Source organism: Algoriphagus persicinus (assembly GCF_035156415.1).
Lineage (GTDB): Bacteria > Bacteroidota > Bacteroidia > Cytophagales > Cyclobacteriaceae > Algoriphagus > Algoriphagus persicinus.
Genome location: NZ_JAYEEY010000008.1, coordinates 56,832 through 72,046, shown reverse-complemented (window position 1 = coordinate 72,046; position 15,215 = coordinate 56,832). Strand labels below are relative to the sequence as shown.

The 15,215-nt window shown below is 41.8% G+C and carries 14 protein-coding genes; 8 read left to right on the top strand and 6 right to left on the bottom strand.

Going from position 1 to position 15,215, the window contains the following annotated elements; translation table 11 throughout:
• Positions 1–320: 320 nt before the first annotated feature.
• The 3 genes from infB to U3A58_RS08005 all read right to left on the bottom strand — a co-directional run bounded on the left by infB (position 321) and on the right by U3A58_RS08005 (position 5,013).
• Positions 321–3,224, bottom strand: a complete 2,904-nt coding sequence (gene infB / locus U3A58_RS08015) for a translation initiation factor IF-2 (RefSeq protein WP_323822894.1) — start codon at positions 3,222–3,224, stop codon at positions 321–323.
• Between the two features lie 62 nt (positions 3,225–3,286).
• The gene (gene nusA / locus U3A58_RS08010) at positions 3,287–4,531 is read right to left on the bottom strand and encodes a transcription termination factor NusA (protein WP_323822893.1); all 1,245 of its coding nucleotides are present in this window, start codon (positions 4,529–4,531) and stop codon (positions 3,287–3,289) included.
• A gap of 5 nt (positions 4,532–4,536) precedes the next feature.
• On the bottom strand, positions 4,537–5,013 hold the full coding sequence (locus U3A58_RS08005) for a ribosome maturation factor RimP (RefSeq protein ID WP_323822892.1): 477 nt from the start codon (positions 5,011–5,013) through the stop codon (positions 4,537–4,539).
• A gap of 317 nt (positions 5,014–5,330) precedes the next feature.
• On the opposite strand from U3A58_RS08005, the gene U3A58_RS08000 reads away from it, so the two are divergent.
• The 5 genes from U3A58_RS08000 to rodA are packed head-to-tail and all read left to right on the top strand — an operon-like array spanning position 5,331 to position 10,790.
• On the top strand, positions 5,331–6,359 hold the full coding sequence (locus tag U3A58_RS08000; RefSeq protein WP_057939075.1) for a rod shape-determining protein: 1,029 nt from the start codon (positions 5,331–5,333) through the stop codon (positions 6,357–6,359).
• Positions 6,360–6,366: 7 nt separating this feature from the next.
• Positions 6,367–7,203: a rod shape-determining protein MreC gene (gene mreC / locus U3A58_RS07995; protein ID WP_323822891.1), complete on the top strand. Its 837-nt coding sequence runs from the start codon at positions 6,367–6,369 to the stop codon at positions 7,201–7,203.
• The gene (locus U3A58_RS07990) at positions 7,193–7,714 is read left to right on the top strand and encodes a rod shape-determining protein MreD (protein ID WP_323822890.1); all 522 of its coding nucleotides are present in this window, start codon (positions 7,193–7,195) and stop codon (positions 7,712–7,714) included. Before mreC ends, U3A58_RS07990 begins: the two co-directional genes overlap by 11 nt.
• Complete coding sequence (mrdA, locus tag U3A58_RS07985) at positions 7,714–9,516, top strand: penicillin-binding protein 2 (RefSeq protein WP_323822889.1); 1,803 nt, start codon at positions 7,714–7,716, stop codon at positions 9,514–9,516. Before U3A58_RS07990 ends, mrdA begins: the two co-directional genes overlap by 1 nt.
• Complete coding sequence (rodA, locus tag U3A58_RS07980; protein WP_323822888.1) at positions 9,516–10,790, top strand: rod shape-determining protein RodA; 1,275 nt, start codon at positions 9,516–9,518, stop codon at positions 10,788–10,790. The genes mrdA and rodA overlap by 1 nt, the downstream gene beginning before the upstream one ends.
• On the opposite strand, the gene U3A58_RS07975 is transcribed toward rodA, so the two are convergent.
• The 3 genes from U3A58_RS07975 to U3A58_RS07965 all read right to left on the bottom strand — a co-directional run bounded on the left by U3A58_RS07975 (position 10,787) and on the right by U3A58_RS07965 (position 13,209).
• Positions 10,787–11,362, bottom strand: coding sequence for an HD domain-containing protein (locus U3A58_RS07975; protein WP_323822887.1), 576 nt, complete (start codon positions 11,360–11,362; stop codon positions 10,787–10,789). The two genes, rodA and U3A58_RS07975, sit on opposite strands and share 4 nt — an antisense overlap.
• Before the next feature lie 21 nt (positions 11,363–11,383).
• The gene (locus U3A58_RS07970) at positions 11,384–11,944 is read right to left on the bottom strand and encodes a Pycsar system effector family protein (RefSeq protein ID WP_323822886.1); all 561 of its coding nucleotides are present in this window, start codon (positions 11,942–11,944) and stop codon (positions 11,384–11,386) included.
• 152 nt (positions 11,945–12,096) lie between these two features.
• Positions 12,097–13,209 carry a hypothetical protein gene (locus U3A58_RS07965; protein WP_323822885.1) on the bottom strand — a complete coding sequence of 371 codons (1,113 nt, stop codon included), beginning with the start codon at positions 13,207–13,209 and terminating at the stop codon, positions 12,097–12,099.
• A gap of 33 nt (positions 13,210–13,242) precedes the next feature.
• Here U3A58_RS07965 and U3A58_RS07960 point away from each other — a divergent pair, with 33 nt between their 5' ends.
• The 3 genes from U3A58_RS07960 to recO all read left to right on the top strand — a co-directional run bounded on the left by U3A58_RS07960 (position 13,243) and on the right by recO (position 15,074).
• On the top strand, positions 13,243–13,569 hold the full coding sequence (locus tag U3A58_RS07960) for a 2Fe-2S iron-sulfur cluster-binding protein (protein WP_323822884.1): 327 nt from the start codon (positions 13,243–13,245) through the stop codon (positions 13,567–13,569).
• An 8-nt stretch (positions 13,570–13,577) separates the two neighbouring features.
• Entirely contained in the window at positions 13,578–14,162 is a 585-nt protein-coding gene (locus U3A58_RS07955) for a thymidine kinase (RefSeq protein ID WP_323822883.1), read from the top strand.
• Between the two features lie 222 nt (positions 14,163–14,384).
• Entirely contained in the window at positions 14,385–15,074 is a 690-nt protein-coding gene (gene recO / locus U3A58_RS07950; RefSeq protein ID WP_323822882.1) for a DNA repair protein RecO, read from the top strand.
• Positions 15,075–15,215: the final 141 nt, after the last annotated feature.

Genomic DNA, 15,215 nt, shown 5'->3' with positions numbered 1-15,215 from the left:
TAGTTGATCAGTTATTTCATCAAAAACTACTAAATCAAAATTTTACTCTTTAATTCCCGATTAAATAAAATAATATTCCGTAATAAATAAAATTATCAAAAGCACAAGAGAAGAGATTCCATAAACCTTTAAGACTTTAAGTCGGTTCATTCTTTCCATAAACCAAAGCACCAACACTGGGCGTATCAATCCAGCCACTAGACTGAGCAGACAGAAATAGGACAGAAACCAAAGCAGGATTAACATAGCTGACATCAGAGAGTAAAACTAAAAAAGGAACAGCAATGCTGTTCCTTTTAATTTATATATCTAAGCAAAAATTACTTCTTACGTTTGATCTCCTTCATTTCATAACCTTCAATTGTATCCTCAATTTCAATGTTATTGAAATTCTTGATGGAAATACCACACTCATATCCAGCCTTCACTTCAGCTACATCATCCTTGAATCGCTTCAATTGATCGATTTCGCCTTCGTGAATTACGATACCGTCTCTTATCACCCGGATCTTGTTCTTTCTGGTAATGAAGCCATCCGTAACATACGAACCTGCAACAGTTCCGATCTTCGTGATTTTGAAGACTTCTCTTACTTGAATATTACCAGTAATAATTTCTTCAAATGTAGGCTCTAGCATTCCCTCTATTGCATCTTTAATCTGGTTGATCGCATCGTAGATGATAGAGTAATGTCTGATTTCAATTTCTTCTTGCTCTGCCAATTTCTTAGCATTAGAAGAAGGTCTTACCTGGAATCCTATGATAATTGCATCAGAGGCAGAGGCTAGCAATACATCAGATTCTGAAATCTGACCCACACCCTTGTGGATAATGCTCACTTTCACTTCATCCTTAGAAAGCTTCAATAGTGAATCAGAAAGTGCTTCTACGGATCCATCCACATCACCTTTGATGATTATATTCAATTCCTTAAATGAACCGATTGCCAAACGGCGTCCGATCTCATCCAATGTAATATGCTTCTTAGTTCTTAAGCTTTGCTCTCTCTGGATTTGCTCTCTTGAGTTAGCTATATCTCTTGCTTCACGCTCTGTGCCGTAAACTTTGATGATATCGCCGGCTTGAGGAGCTCCTCCAAGGCCTAGTACCTGAACAGGAGTGGATGGCCCGGCTTCTTTCAGTTTTTTGCCTTTGTGATCAAACATCGCTTTCACACGACCATGATGCTGTCCTGCAAGAATAATATCTCCAACTCTCAACGTCCCTGCCTGAACCATAATAGTAGAGACATAACCACGCCCTTTATCCAAGGAAGCTTCGATAACCGTACCAGCGGCATTTTTATTAGGATTTGCAGTAAGTTCCAAAACTTCAGCTTCAAGAAGGACTTTCTCTAGCAATTCCTCAACCCCTTCGCCTGTTTTGGCCGAGATGTCATGAGATTGATATTTACCACCCCACTCTTCTATTAAGAGGTTCATGCTTGCAAGCTCCTCTTTGATCTTAGCAGGATTGGCGTTTGGTCTATCTATTTTATTGATCGCAAAGATCATTGGAACATTAGCCACTTGTGCGTGGTTGATGGCTTCCTTGGTCTGAGGCATGATGTTATCATCTGCTGCAATTACAATAATTGCGATATCTGTGATTTTAGCACCACGGGCACGCATCGCTGTAAACGCTTCGTGACCTGGCGTATCGAGGAATGCAATCTTATTACCAGTCTTAGTCATTACATTGTAAGCACCGATGTGCTGGGTGATTCCTCCAGCCTCATCTGCAGTCACTTTGGACGTACGAATGTAATCAAGTAAGGAAGTTTTACCGTGATCGACGTGTCCCATTATCGTTACAATCGGAGCTCGTTCCAGTAGTTCCTCCGGTGAATCTTCCTCCTCCACTTCGATTTCATCTTCGATTGATTTGGTGAATTCTACTTCATATCCAAATTCATCTGCGATGATTGTAATAGCTTCAGCATCCAATCGCTGGTTGATGGAAACAAACATCCCCAAGGACATACAAGCAGAAATAACCTGATTAACAGATAAATCCATCAATGATGCTAGATCATTTGCTGAAATAAACTCTGTAACCTTTAAGATTTTAGTCTCTTCTGTTTCAAAATCTACATCTCTATCTCTCTCAGCTTTTTTATCTCTACGACTCTTGCCTTTTCCTCCTCCAGCGCTTTTACCCTGAAGCCGGGCTAATGTCTGCTTGATTTGATCTTGAATTTCTTTTTGAGTTGGCTCTGCCTTTTGAACTCTATTTGGAGCACCACCTCTTTGTTGGCCTCCACCTGGACGATTGCCACCACCTTGATGAGGTCGCCCACCAGGGCCACCACCTGGACGATTGCCTTGACCTGGCCCTCCTGGCTTGTCAATACGCTTACGCGGTCGTTTTTTATCTCTACCTCTTTCATCAGAAGAAGCTACTGGTCCTCCCTTTTTCTTAGGTCGATCTGCTGGAAGTTCTATTTTACCTAATACCGTGAGCCCTTTAAGAGAATCTGCTTTTGCAGAAATCAATTGATCCTTGGCAGCCGGTGGCACCGGTGTACTTGGCTGCTGTGGGGTGGGCTTTGGTTGTTCCTTCTTCACCTGTGGTGCTACAGGAGCAGTTGGCTTTTTATCTTCCTGAGCTGGCCTTGGCTGAGGCTTATTATGTTGCTGTGCAGTCTGCGGCTTTTTAGGATCGCTATGTTTTTGACCATATTTATTTTGGCCATACTGTTGCTTATGCCTAGGCACAGGACTAGTATTCTTGCTCAGGTCAATTTTACCCAAAACTTTTATACCCTCTAATTTTGGAGGATCTGTAGAAATTTTCTCCGGATCGGCAGGCGGAGTAGGTTCAGAAGACGGCGCTGGCTTTGGCTCCTCGGCTGCTTTTGGAGCGGGCTCGGGAGTCGGAGTAGGCGCGGGAGCGGCTGGCTTTGGCTCTTCCTGTGCTTTGGGGGCAGGAGTAGGAGCAGGCTTTGGCGCTGGTGCTGGCTTTGGCTCCTCTTTTGGAGTTTCTGGCTCCATTGAGATAGGCTCATGGCGCTTCCCTATTGAGAGGTGCGATGCCTCCTCTTTATCTAGGGCAGAAGATTTGAATTCCTTATTCAACATCTCCACTTGATTCATGTTGATTTTTGAATTCGGATTATTCTCCACCTCATAGCCCTTTTTAGCCAGGGATTCAACTATGGTTGCCGTACCCACGTTGAGTTTTCTGGCTATTTGGCCTAAACGCATCATTTTTTCTTCTGACATAAGCAAAAACTTCTTTCGAAATCTTAAATAATTAGGGTATTACACGGGGGTTATTTCCCGTTTTATTGATCAAATTCTTGTCCGAGTATCCTGAATATCTCATCGACAGTTTCTTCTTCAAGCTCTGTTCTTCGAGTCAGATCCTCTTTAGTCAAGCTCAATACGCTTTTCGCAGTATCCAAACCTGTCTTTTTTAATTCGTCGATGATCCAGCCGTCGATTTCATCAACAAACTCCATCAAATCGACATCTTCTTCTTCGTATTCGTTCAACTCACGGAATACGTCGATTTCATAACCTACCAATCTACTGGCAAGTTTGATATTATAACCCCCTTTACCGATAGCCAGCGATACCTGGTCCGGCTTGAGGAACACGGATAATCTTTTTGTTTCTTCATTCGCAGTGATCGAAGAAACCTTAGCTGGACTCAATGCACGAGTGACATATAAATCCAAATTCTCGGTGTAATTGATTACATCAATATTTTCATTCTGCAATTCTCTTACAACAGCATGAATTCTAGATCCTTTCATTCCAACACAAGCCCCCACCGGATCAATACGATCATCGTAGGATTCGACAGCGACTTTAGCTCTTTCGCCTGGCTCTCTTACTATCTTGATGATGGTAATCAAGCCATCGTAAACTTCAGGAACTTCGTTTTCAAACAAGCGCTCCAAGAATATTGGAGAGGTTCTAGAAAGGATGATTTTAGGGTTACCATTGGACATATCCACTCTATGTACAATCGCCTTCACGGTATCACCTTTTCTGAAGCGGTCTTTCGAAATCTGCTCTGCTTTAGGTAAGATCAGCTCATTTCCGTCTCCATCCATGAGAAGAATTTCTCTTCCTAGAATCTGGTAAACTTCAGCACTTACGATCTCTCCTACTAGTTCCTCATACTTATTATATAGAAGGTCTTTTTCAAGATCCTTGATTCTCTGGATCAATGTCTGACGGGCCATCTGCACAGCGCGCCTACCAAAAGCTTCCAATTCAATTTTCTCGTAAACTTCTTCTCCTATCTCAAAATCAGGCTCGATTTTACGGGCTTCCGTAAAGCTGATTTTATCTAAATCCCAAATATCCTCAGAATTGTCGTCGACAATTTCACGGATACGGAATATCTCAAGGTCTCCTTGATCAGCATTAATGGTCACATCGAAGTTTTCATCAGTTTCAAACTTCTTGCGAATCATCGCTCTGAACACATCTTCCAAGATACGGATCATTGTAGGTCGATCCACATTTTTAGATCTCGCAAATTCAGCGAAGGATTCTATTAAGACTTTGGCATCCATTTGATTTATTTAAAAGATACTTGTACAATTGATTTCTTCATCTCTTCGAAAGGAAGAGAAACTTCCTCCTCTGTGGCTTTTTTGCCTTTTTCCTTTTTCTTTTTCACCAGTAGTTTTACACCAGTTTCTGAAACTTCCAATAGTTTGCCCTGAATTACTTCTCCTGAGGTCAAAGAAATCATTAGCTCCCTGTTGATATTTTTCTGAAATTGTCTCCTACTACTCAAAGGAAAATCTAGCCCTGGGGAAGAAACCTCCAGAATATAAGCCTCAGGCATCATGTCTTTTGCCTCAAGCTCTTCTGAAACCGCCCTGCTTAGCTTTGCGCAAGACTGGATCGTCACTCCTTCATCAGCATCCAAAAGGACGTTGAGTAGCTTCTTCCCTGATTTCTCAGACAATTTCACCTCGACCACGAAATGATTCTCATCCGGAAGATGCTTCTCCACAATCTCTTCGATAGCTTGTTTCAATTCAGTCATAGTATGCATAATGAAAGAGGGGACCATATGGTGTCCCCTCCAGAAACTTTCGAATACGTCGCAAAGGTAAAATAATTTTACAGTAAAAACAATGAGGGCGCTAAATCATGAGCCATCGATAGTTAGGTTTTTCGCTCAGATAAAACTTCGACAAACTAAAGCTACCTGAGAATCATTTAATATTGTTGCCAAAAAATATCCCGATTCTATCAAATTTGTCCCATTAAGATAATAATTTTGCCGACCCCCGTTTAATATGAAACCTTAGCGTAGTATATTAAACTCTCAACTCCAGTAAATACAATCAATACCTAAAAATGGGATTATTTGACTTTTTCTCAAGTGATATTGCAATCGACCTCGGTACCGCAAATACCCTGATCATTCATAAAGATAAAATTGTAGTAGACGAACCTTCCATCATCGCAATCGACAAAACCACCAATCGTGTATTGGCGGTAGGTCGAGAAGCTATGAACATGCATGAGAAAACGCATGAAAACATAAAAACTATCCGTCCACTGAAAGATGGGGTAATCGCCGATTTCTACGCCGCAGAGCAAATGATCAGAGGTTTGATCAAGATGATCCCGGGCCAGAAAAAAGGCTTATTCCCACAGTCCCACCGCATGGTGATCTGTATTCCTTCTGGAATTACTGAGGTAGAAAAACGAGCCGTACGTGACTCTGCTGAGCACGCCGGTGCCAAAGAAGTTTACATGATTTTCGAACCTATAGCAGCTGCCATTGGTATCGGGATCGACATCGAAAAGCCAATGGGATCCATGATCGTGGATATCGGAGGTGGTACTACCGAGATTGCGTTGATCGCTCTATCAGGTATTGTCGCAGATCAGTCCATTCGTGTAGCGGGCGATACGTTTACCAAAGATATTCTAGACTATATGCGTCGTCAGCACAACTTGCTGATCGGTGAGCGTTCTGCCGAAAAAGTGAAAATTGCGATTGGTTCGGCTTTGACCGAGCTCGATGATCCGCCTGAGGATTACGAGATCCGAGGGCGTGACCTGATGACAGGTATTCCTAAGGTGATCAAAGTCTCCTATTCAGAGATTGCATTCTCTTTGGACAAATCCGTGTCGAAGATCGAAGAAGCTGTTCTGAAAGCTTTGGAGATTTCCCCACCGGAACTCTCAGCAGATATCTACGACAACGGTATTCACCTCACAGGAGGCGGAGCTTTACTAAAAGGCCTGGATAAAAGGCTGCATCAAAAGACCAAACTTCCTATCCACATTGCAGAAGATCCGCTGAGAGCTGTAGTGAGAGGAACAGGCACTGCCTTGAAAAACGTACAAAATTTCCGAACAGTATTGATGACATAAACCCCGAATGCTACGCATCCTTCAATTTCTCTATAGCCTCAGGTCATTTCTTTTATTTGTTTTGCTTGAAGTATTGGCGATAGGATTAATCGTCTCCAATAATTCGCCCCAGGGTGCAGCTTTCTTCAATAGTTCTAATGCAGTGACCGGCTCTGTGCTTAAGACTCGTTCAGATGTGGTGGATTTCTTCTCGCTGGCTGAGGAAAATGATGCGTTACTCTCTGAAAATGCCAGACTACTTGAGCAGCTAACATCCATGAATGCGATTCCGGATAGTGTAACTTTCGAGTTGGATTCTGCCATGGAAATGCAGCTAAACTTCCGAGGAGCACGAATTATCAGCAATTCTCTTCGTTTTGCACAAAATCACATTACTCTAAATAAAGGGTCTAAGGATGGTGTAAAACCTGGGATGGGTGTATTTAGCAAGCAGGGAGTCATAGGCAGAGTGAAGTCCGTATCTGAAAATTACTCAGTAGCCTTTTCTCTCCTTAATACAGAACTGAACCTCTCTGCTAAAATCAAAAGCAATGATTCCTTTGGTTCTGTAAAATGGGATGGAAAGGACTCTAAGAAAACCAAGCTGCTGTACGTACCCCGTCACGTATCAGTCAGCCCTGGAGATACAGTCGTTACTACTGGCTACAGTGCTGTTTTTCCGGAAGGAATTATAGTCGGTATTATCGAAAGTATAGATCAAGGAGAAGATCCAAACTACCTGGATATTGTAATCACCCTCAGTGCAGATTTCAGCAAGGTGAATTATGTTTATTTAGTAGAAAATACTCAGTTGGATGAGCTTGACTCTCTTCACAAGCAATCAGCAATCGTCAATGAATTTTAGAAACCTGATCACTAGCGTTTTCTTGGTGATTTCTCTCTGTGTAGTGCAGATATTACTACTGAAAAACGTGTCCCTCTTTGGCGTGGCTTTCTGCTTCATTTACCTGTTGGGTATCTTGAGTTTCCCTATTAGCATCCGCAGCTTCTCATTGATCTTGATCAGTTTTGGACTTGGGTTATTGATTGATGTGTTTTACGATACACTTGGTCTGCATGCGGCGGCGGCTACGCTTTTAGCATTTCTTCGCCCATATTGGATAAAAGCCCTCAGCCCAAATGGCGGCTATGATGACGCAAACAATCCTACCTTACCTGAAATGGGAATTGGCTGGTACATCAGTTACTCATTACCCTTAGTTTTTGCCTTTTCACTGATGTTTTTCATTGCCGATCAGTGGGGAACAGGAGGATTATTTGGCGTGCTAAACAAAAGCCTTTTCTCCTCGATATTTACAGTCATTTTGGCTATAATTGTACAACTACTGTTCTTCAAACGCAGGAGAGGAATCTGATGAACGACCAAAGACCCGTAGTCATAATCATCTTTGTTTTCTTGATAGGTTTGGTGCTTTTGACCAAGCTATTTATGATACAAGTGATGGACGACAGCTTTATCAAAAAAGCTGAACGAAATGCTATTCAACGAATAGTAGATCACCCCTATCGTGGATTAGTCTATGACCGAAAAGGGAAGTTGCTCGTTTACAACAATCCTATTTTTGATTTGATGATTGTCCCAAAGGAATTTGAAGTGGGAGATACTACCCGTTTCATAGAGCTTTTTGGAATTACAAAAGAGCATTTGATCGAGTCCTACCAGGCAGCACGTAACTATTCCTACGTAAAGCCATCCACCTTTATCAAGCAAATATCTACCAATGAATTCGCCAGAATTCAAGACTTCCTAATCGATTATCCGGGTCTATTTATCATGACTCGGTCTGTGCGCTCCTATCCTAATCCTATCGCTTCTCATGCGTTGGGCTACATCGGAGAAATTAGCGGAAGACAGCTGGAGCGTGACAGTTCAGGGTATTATGTGCAGGGCGATTATGTAGGTCTTAGTGGAATGGAACGCTTCTATGAAGATGAACTACGAGGTGAAAAGGGAGTGAAATACAAAATGGTCAACGTACGTGGCGTGGACAAGGGTCCCTTCAAAGACGGTGATTATGATACCGCATCTATGGCCGGTCATAACATCAACTCCTCCATAGATATGGAGCTCCAGAAGTATGGCGAAATGCTTATGAATGGGAAAACCGGATCTGTGGTGGCTATTGAGCCAAAAACCGGAGAAATACTCTCTATGATCTCTGCGCCCTTTTACGATCCAAACAGTCTTACCGGTTCAGATTTCAGCAAAAGCTACACCGCACTAAATGCATTAGATACAAAGCCTCTCTTTAATCGACCGATCATGGCGACCTATCCTCCGGGTTCGATTTTCAAGATCGTACAAAGTCTCATCGGATTGCAAGAAGGTGTTTTGACTCCGGAAACTACCTTTGCCTGCAATAAGTCCTTGGTAGCCTGTCACAATCACCCTTCCCCTGTTAACCTTTTCGGGGCAATACGGAATTCCTGCAACCCTTATTACCATCAGGCATTCCGCCAAATCATCAATCAGGAAGTTTCCAGTAACACCTACAAGGATACCGAGCTTGGGCTAAATGCTTGGCGTGAACGTGTATTGAAATTTGGACTAGGGGGCACCTTGGGTGTGGATATGCCAAATGAGAAGAAAGGCTTGGTGCCAAACAGTGGCTATTATGATCATTATTACGGAAATGGAAGATGGAAATATTCTACCATCTATTCTCTATCCATAGGTCAAGGTGAATTATTAGTCACACCGCTTCAAATGGCTAATTTGGCCGCAATTTTCGCAAATAAAGGGTTTTACTATACCCCTCATTTGGTCAGGGCAATAGACGGAGACAAGAATCAAATTCCTCAGGAATACCTCACCAAACACGAAGTAGGCGTAGATTCCTATCACTTTGATATGGTACAGGATGCTATGGTGCAGGCTCTATATGGCACAGCCCAGCGTGCGCTCATGAAAGACATCCAAATCGCAGGAAAAACGGGAACTGCTCAAAATCCACATGGAGAAGATCACTCTGTGTTCATTGCTTTTGCGCCAAAAGATAATCCCCAGATAGCTATTGCAGTCTATGTGGAAAATGCAGGCTGGGGTGGTAGAGCTGCCGCTAGTACAGCTTCTCTTATGATCGAAAAATACCTTAAAGATAGCATCTCCAGACCTGCGCTAGAGCAATATGTCATAGCCGGAAATTTCATTTATTAATGCGCGAGACAGATATCAACATAAATCGGGTGGATTGGATCACCGTCATGATTTATTTCGCATTGGTGATGTTGGGCTGGTTCAATATTTATGCTGCCGTCTATGATGGTCAGGTGGATAAAAGTATTTTTGATTTCTCCATCAATTCAGGGAAGCAACTTGTCTGGATAGGTACGGCCATAGCGATCATCATTGTAATCATGGCTGCCGATTACCGGCTTTTCGAAAATCTGGCCATACCGATTTATCTAGTGTTTATTGTATTATTACTATTGACGCCGATTTTAGGAAAAGAGGTAAATGGCCAGGTTCTTACCATTGGATTCGGGTCATTCCGTATCCAAGCCGGAGAGTTTGCCAAATTTGCTACAGCTTTAGCATTGGCCAAGTTTATGGAAAGACCAACTTTTGACCTCTCCAAACCCCAATATCAACTCCGAGCATTTGCTGTGCTTTTATTACCAATAGTGCTGATCATTCTTCAGCCGGATACAGGTACGGCCATGGTGTATTTCTCCTTTTTGATCATGTTTTATCGGGAGGGTCTTCCACAAAAATACTTTGTGCTTAGTATCGGTATTATTGTATTGGCCTTACTTGCTTTGGGTATAGAAAACAACCTTTATTTGGCGGGAGCTATTGTTGTCATAGTCGTCACCCTGATCCTACTCGGGAAAAAGACACCACAGCAGATCATCGCCTTTAGTGTAATAGGAATAGCATTAATTGCTTTCACTTATAGCCTTGATTTCGTAGTATCCAAACTGCCTGAGCATCATCAAAACAGAATCATGGTACTCTTCAATCCAGACCTGGATCCACTTGGTGTCGGATGGAATGTTATGCAATCTAAAATTGCTATTGGTTCTGGTGGACTTGCAGGCAAAGGCTATTTGCAGGGTACTCAGACAAAATTCGACTTTGTCCCGGAGCAACATACCGATTTCATCTTTTGTACCTTGGGTGAAGAGTTTGGCTGGCTTGGTAGCTTAGTTGTCATCGCACTATTTGTCACCTTGCTTACCAGATTAGTTTTCATGGCTGAGCGCCAAAAGAACAGATTTAACAGAATATATGGCTATGGTGTAATTTCGATTTTGATGTTTCACTTCATGATCAATATCGCCATGACGATCGGCTTGTTTCCAGTGGTAGGTATTCCGTTGCCATTCTTTAGCTATGGTGGATCATCGCTTTGGTCATTTACCATTCTGCTGTTTATTTTCATAAAAATGGATAGTGCCAGAGCACTTCAGCTGGGCAGGATGGGTTAAGAATCCAGTAGTTTTTGAAGCCAGATTTGCTTCTGCGGTTCTCTATTCTTGATTGCAAATGGCGTGTGGTAATGATGCGCCTTCAAAAAATTAATCTGCAGATCCTTCCACTGCTGCGCAGTAGTTATCACATTCATATTCTTCAATTCCACGAAAAGTCTCTGGCTGATCTCCGGATAATCTTGTCTTCCTAAGTAATCTAGGTCAGCATCACAGATGATTCGCTGAAGGTGATTTTGTGGATTTTGTGGGATTTTAGTAGCCATCACCAGTCCTTTTACTTTCTCAATATCTTCCGACATCACGCCTAAGTCCTTCAAAATAACTTCTGCCATAGCAGCTCCTACTTCTTCATGGTTAGCGGGGCCTTTGAGAAACCCCATATCATGGACTATTGCACCTGTTCTCAACAGATAACGTTCCTTCTCAGAAAGCTTTTCCCGCTTGATGTATTGATTACAAACATTCAGCACATCCATCGTATGATCTAGCGCATGGTAGGTGAGGGACTTGGGCAAATTAGCCTCAAGATTGGATAAAACTTGTTTTCGAAGAGTACGATATTCTTGCATGGAATGAAACAGGTCTGATGGCTAAAAGGCCGTCTTTATAGCGTAATACAAAATAAAGACAAACACTAAGCCAATATTAAATGATAAGTATCGAACGGAAAGATTGACATTTCTAAATTTCGTTGCAGTGATCTTGGCATTAATGTAAACCTGCTCCCCTAGCTGGTCAAAGAGCGACCCTCTACTTGTGTTCACTTTCTCCAGCTCTTTTACATAGTCTTTGATAGGGCCATAGGACGAAATAATATTCCCAAAGAAGAATACGCTCTTGTCATAATTGGACTCAATCTGCGGCATAAAACATCTAAAACTATAATAAATGGAAATAACGCTGAATACAAACCACAGCCCCATAAAACCATAGGTGAGGTAATCTGAGGATGCCAGCTCTATCAAATGCTCGTAAAACTGGAAAAAGACATTCATCAATAAGCCATAAAAGGACAGCACTAAGCCAGCTTTGATCTCAGAAGCTTTGATTAAATCACGCAGATACATGATTAGGTACCAATAGTTATCCACGGCATCTATGCCCGGTTCTAATGGAGGAAGGTCTTTCAGGTCTTGGAGTTTTTTACGCATTGATTAAAAAAAGCTTACTCAAAATATCAACATGCAAAAACAAGATAATCTGTGAATTAAGCAATTCCTATAAATTAAGGAGATTTGATTGTATAAACAGAAAAAAAGAGCTGAAAATCAGCCCTTAAAATTCTTCAGTCTTGATTTGTTGATTAAACTTCAAACTTTCTATACACAAGCAGAAGAAATTCTTGAACGGGTTCAGTTTCTGCTTTCCAGCTCAATTCCCCTACATAGCGCGAATTGACCAGTGAAATCGCCTCGTCAAATGAATCACACTTGTCAATGGATTTTAATGCATGCTTGAGAAGATCTGCATTTCCGTCAAAAAGCTCTTTAGTAAACATAAACCGCTGATTGATAGCCAGACTTTCGGCTAGCTCTCCCATTATACCCTTCATGCCTTTATAAGAGAGGGTTTCGAATTTCGCTTTCAAATTAGATGGATCTAACCCACTTGCAGTACCATTGGTGTAAGTGGGTGCTGCTACTTTTACAGGTGTTATCTCCTCACTTTTTGCTAGCTCATCCGCAGCATTCCTTATGCCAGAGGCTTCTATTTCCACCTGATCGAAGAAAGAACTGGTTGTTTCTTGTCTTTTACTTATTTCTGGAATCGAAGCTGTAGATGGCTCCGGCGAATCCGGAACTATATAGGCATCCAAATCAAATGGTTTGATATCCCCGAGGGTTGCAAGAAGCAAATTAACAGATTCTAAAGACTCCTTAATAGCCTGATAATTAGCTGAAACAGCACGCAAATAAGCACTCTGGTCATGGCCAAAGCCTGCCTTATCTATTAAAAAGAAAACCGTTTGATTATGCCATTTGTAATATTTCCTATTTTCCTTGAGAAACTCGTTGATCTGTCCTGCTGGTGCTTTTGAGATCTCATGCTGATAAAATGCCACCGGATCAATAGCAAGCTGGATTGCCTCCTGTACAGCAGCTTCCATTAGCGGCTGTACCTGCTCTCGTTCGATTTTGATTCTCCTAGAAAGTACATTCATAAAGTCTGTCAAAGCCTCATGTACCGTAATATCCCTGTAATCAAAATATGGACTACTCTTAAGCTTGCCTAATTCCTCCTGCCACAATTCGAATAGCCTTTTGAGAATAAAGAAATTCACCTGGACACTGTTGGTCAGCTGCACAATATCCTGCCCGGTCATGTATTGCTTGGAAGAGAAAAACTGTCCGCAAACAATTGCGGCATAGTCTTCGGCATATTTTTCTAAATAATTGCTGTTAATTTGAGTTGTCATTGAAGAGTGGTGTTTACAAAAGTCAACGAACAAATGCCTCAAATCGTCATAGAAAATCTATTTAATCTGAGGATTAATTCCATTAGCGTTCATCGTAAAGTTATCGAAATTATTCATGAAAATGGTATCGACTGGATGCATGCGTGTGGGAAAAAGGGAAGATGTACCACATGCAAAATCATTTTGAAATCGGGCGAAGAAAATCTCTCCGCTCCTAACAAAGTGGAACTTGATTTTCTTCAGCAAGGCCGATTAAGTGCTGGAGAAAGATTGGCTTGTCAAGCGGAACTTCCATCAGGTGAAATTGTGGCCCGAGTTGGCAATTTCAATAAATTCCCACATATAAAATATAGCGAATAGCATCAGCGATGTTTTTAGAACCTTCAATTGGTAGTATCAAATCCTCAGGAAATAAAGGTCAGATCGAGGTGATTTGTGGATCAATGTTTTCTGGGAAAACAGAAGAATTGATTCGCAGGCTGAATCGTGCCAGAATTGCGAAGCAAAAGGTAGAGATATTCAAGCCATCGATTGACAAGCGCTACGACGATAATGATGTGGTTTCGCACAACGACAACTCTATCCGATCAACACCGGTAAATTTTGCAAATGACATCCTATTATTAAGTGGAGATTGTGACGTAGTGGGAATCGACGAGGTTCAGTTCTTCGATGAGCAAATCGTCCCAGTGGCACAAAAGCTAGCCAATCAAGGCAAGCGCGTAATTCTCGCCGGGCTTGACATGGATTTTGAGGGAAACCCTTTTGAACCTATGCCAAAGCTGATGGCTATCGCGGAATATGTCACCAAGGTGAATGCGATATGCATAAAGTGTGGAGACCTAGCTGCCTTTTCGTTTCGGCTATCCGATGCGAAAGAGAAAGTGGTACTTGGAGAAAAAGAAAGTTATGAAGCACGCTGCAGGAAGTGCTTTTATGAGGATAAGAAATGATTGAATGTCCGGTGTTGGATGCTTGATGTTGGAGTTCGCAGTGAGCAGTTTTGTATGCGAGTCATTTCGAAGGAGGGGCGACTGAGAAATCTCGTTTTTGCTTTAAGAGATTTCTCCTTCACATTCCTCGTCGTCGAAATGACTATTCCCTCTAGGCAAGTCTTAACTCTTGATTCTTGACTCTTGGCTCTTGAATAATTTACTACCTGAAAATGTAATAGAATGCTTAAAAAGACCCAAGGGATAGTTCTTAGTGCCATACGATACAAAGAGACGAGTATCATCGTAAAGATCTTTACCAGGGAGCTTGGCCTTAAATCTTACTTGGTAAACGGAGTACGCACCCAAGGGAACAAATCAAAAATAGCGTTATACCAGCCGCTCACCTTACTTGATCTAGTAGTTTATGACAAAGACAATGGTGGTCTGCAACGAATCTCCGAAGTACAATTACACCAAGCTCATCAACGTATTCCATTTGATATTACCAGGACAGGCACTGCGCTTTTCATTACAGAGGTAATCAGCAAGTCTATTTATGAGAATTATCAGAACGAATCTCTTTTTGATTTTCTCAAAAACTGCATCTTACATTTAGATAGCAAAGACGTACACCTAGGCCAATTTCCATTGGTATTCCTTATAGAACAAGCTAGCTTTCTAGGCTTTGCCCCGCAGGAAGCACTTGGCTTTTTGTCCGAAAGCCGATCACAGCCATTTGCTCCTAGTGAACTCCCTCTAGCTGAGAATTATTTGGCAGCCCTGATGAGTGACTCTTTCTCGAATGAAACCAAGATAGGAAAATTCCTGCGACAAAAGATTTTGGATCACCTACTTGACTTCTATAGTCAGCACTTAGACAACCCGGGAAACTGGAAATCCTTGGTAATTCTGAGACAATTGTACAGCTAATGCTTGCGATATGATTGAAATAACTGTCTATCCCACATAAATATTTGCTTAATACAAACTCATAGGTTAATATTGTGCTATTACCGTGAATGAGCAAGTCATCCCACTTTGACTTGAGATTATTTCCTGCAGATCTTTTTT

Excerpts from the sequence above, each read along its gene's own strand:
- infB (WP_323822894.1), bottom strand. The coding sequence starts at position 3,224 with ATGTCAGAAGAAAAAATGATGCGTTTAGGCCAAATAGCCAGAAAACTC.
- nusA (WP_323822893.1), bottom strand. The coding sequence starts at position 4,531 with ATGGATGCCAAAGTCTTAATAGAATCCTTCGCTGAATTTGCGAGATCT.
- U3A58_RS08005 (WP_323822892.1), bottom strand. The coding sequence starts at position 5,013 with ATGACTGAATTGAAACAAGCTATCGAAGAGATTGTGGAGAAGCATCTT.
- U3A58_RS08000 (WP_057939075.1), top strand. The coding sequence starts at position 5,331 with ATGGGATTATTTGACTTTTTCTCAAGTGATATTGCAATCGACCTCGGT.
- mreC (WP_323822891.1), top strand. The coding sequence starts at position 6,367 with ATGCTACGCATCCTTCAATTTCTCTATAGCCTCAGGTCATTTCTTTTA.
- U3A58_RS07990 (WP_323822890.1), top strand. The coding sequence starts at position 7,193 with ATGAATTTTAGAAACCTGATCACTAGCGTTTTCTTGGTGATTTCTCTC.
- mrdA (WP_323822889.1), top strand. The coding sequence starts at position 7,714 with ATGAACGACCAAAGACCCGTAGTCATAATCATCTTTGTTTTCTTGATA.
- rodA (WP_323822888.1), top strand. The coding sequence starts at position 9,516 with ATGCGCGAGACAGATATCAACATAAATCGGGTGGATTGGATCACCGTC.
- U3A58_RS07975 (WP_323822887.1), bottom strand. The coding sequence starts at position 11,362 with ATGCAAGAATATCGTACTCTTCGAAAACAAGTTTTATCCAATCTTGAG.
- U3A58_RS07970 (WP_323822886.1), bottom strand. The coding sequence starts at position 11,944 with ATGCGTAAAAAACTCCAAGACCTGAAAGACCTTCCTCCATTAGAACCG.
- U3A58_RS07965 (WP_323822885.1), bottom strand. The coding sequence starts at position 13,209 with ATGACAACTCAAATTAACAGCAATTATTTAGAAAAATATGCCGAAGAC.
- U3A58_RS07960 (WP_323822884.1), top strand. The coding sequence starts at position 13,243 with ATGCCTCAAATCGTCATAGAAAATCTATTTAATCTGAGGATTAATTCC.
- U3A58_RS07955 (WP_323822883.1), top strand. The coding sequence starts at position 13,578 with ATGTTTTTAGAACCTTCAATTGGTAGTATCAAATCCTCAGGAAATAAA.
- recO (WP_323822882.1), top strand. The coding sequence starts at position 14,385 with ATGCTTAAAAAGACCCAAGGGATAGTTCTTAGTGCCATACGATACAAA.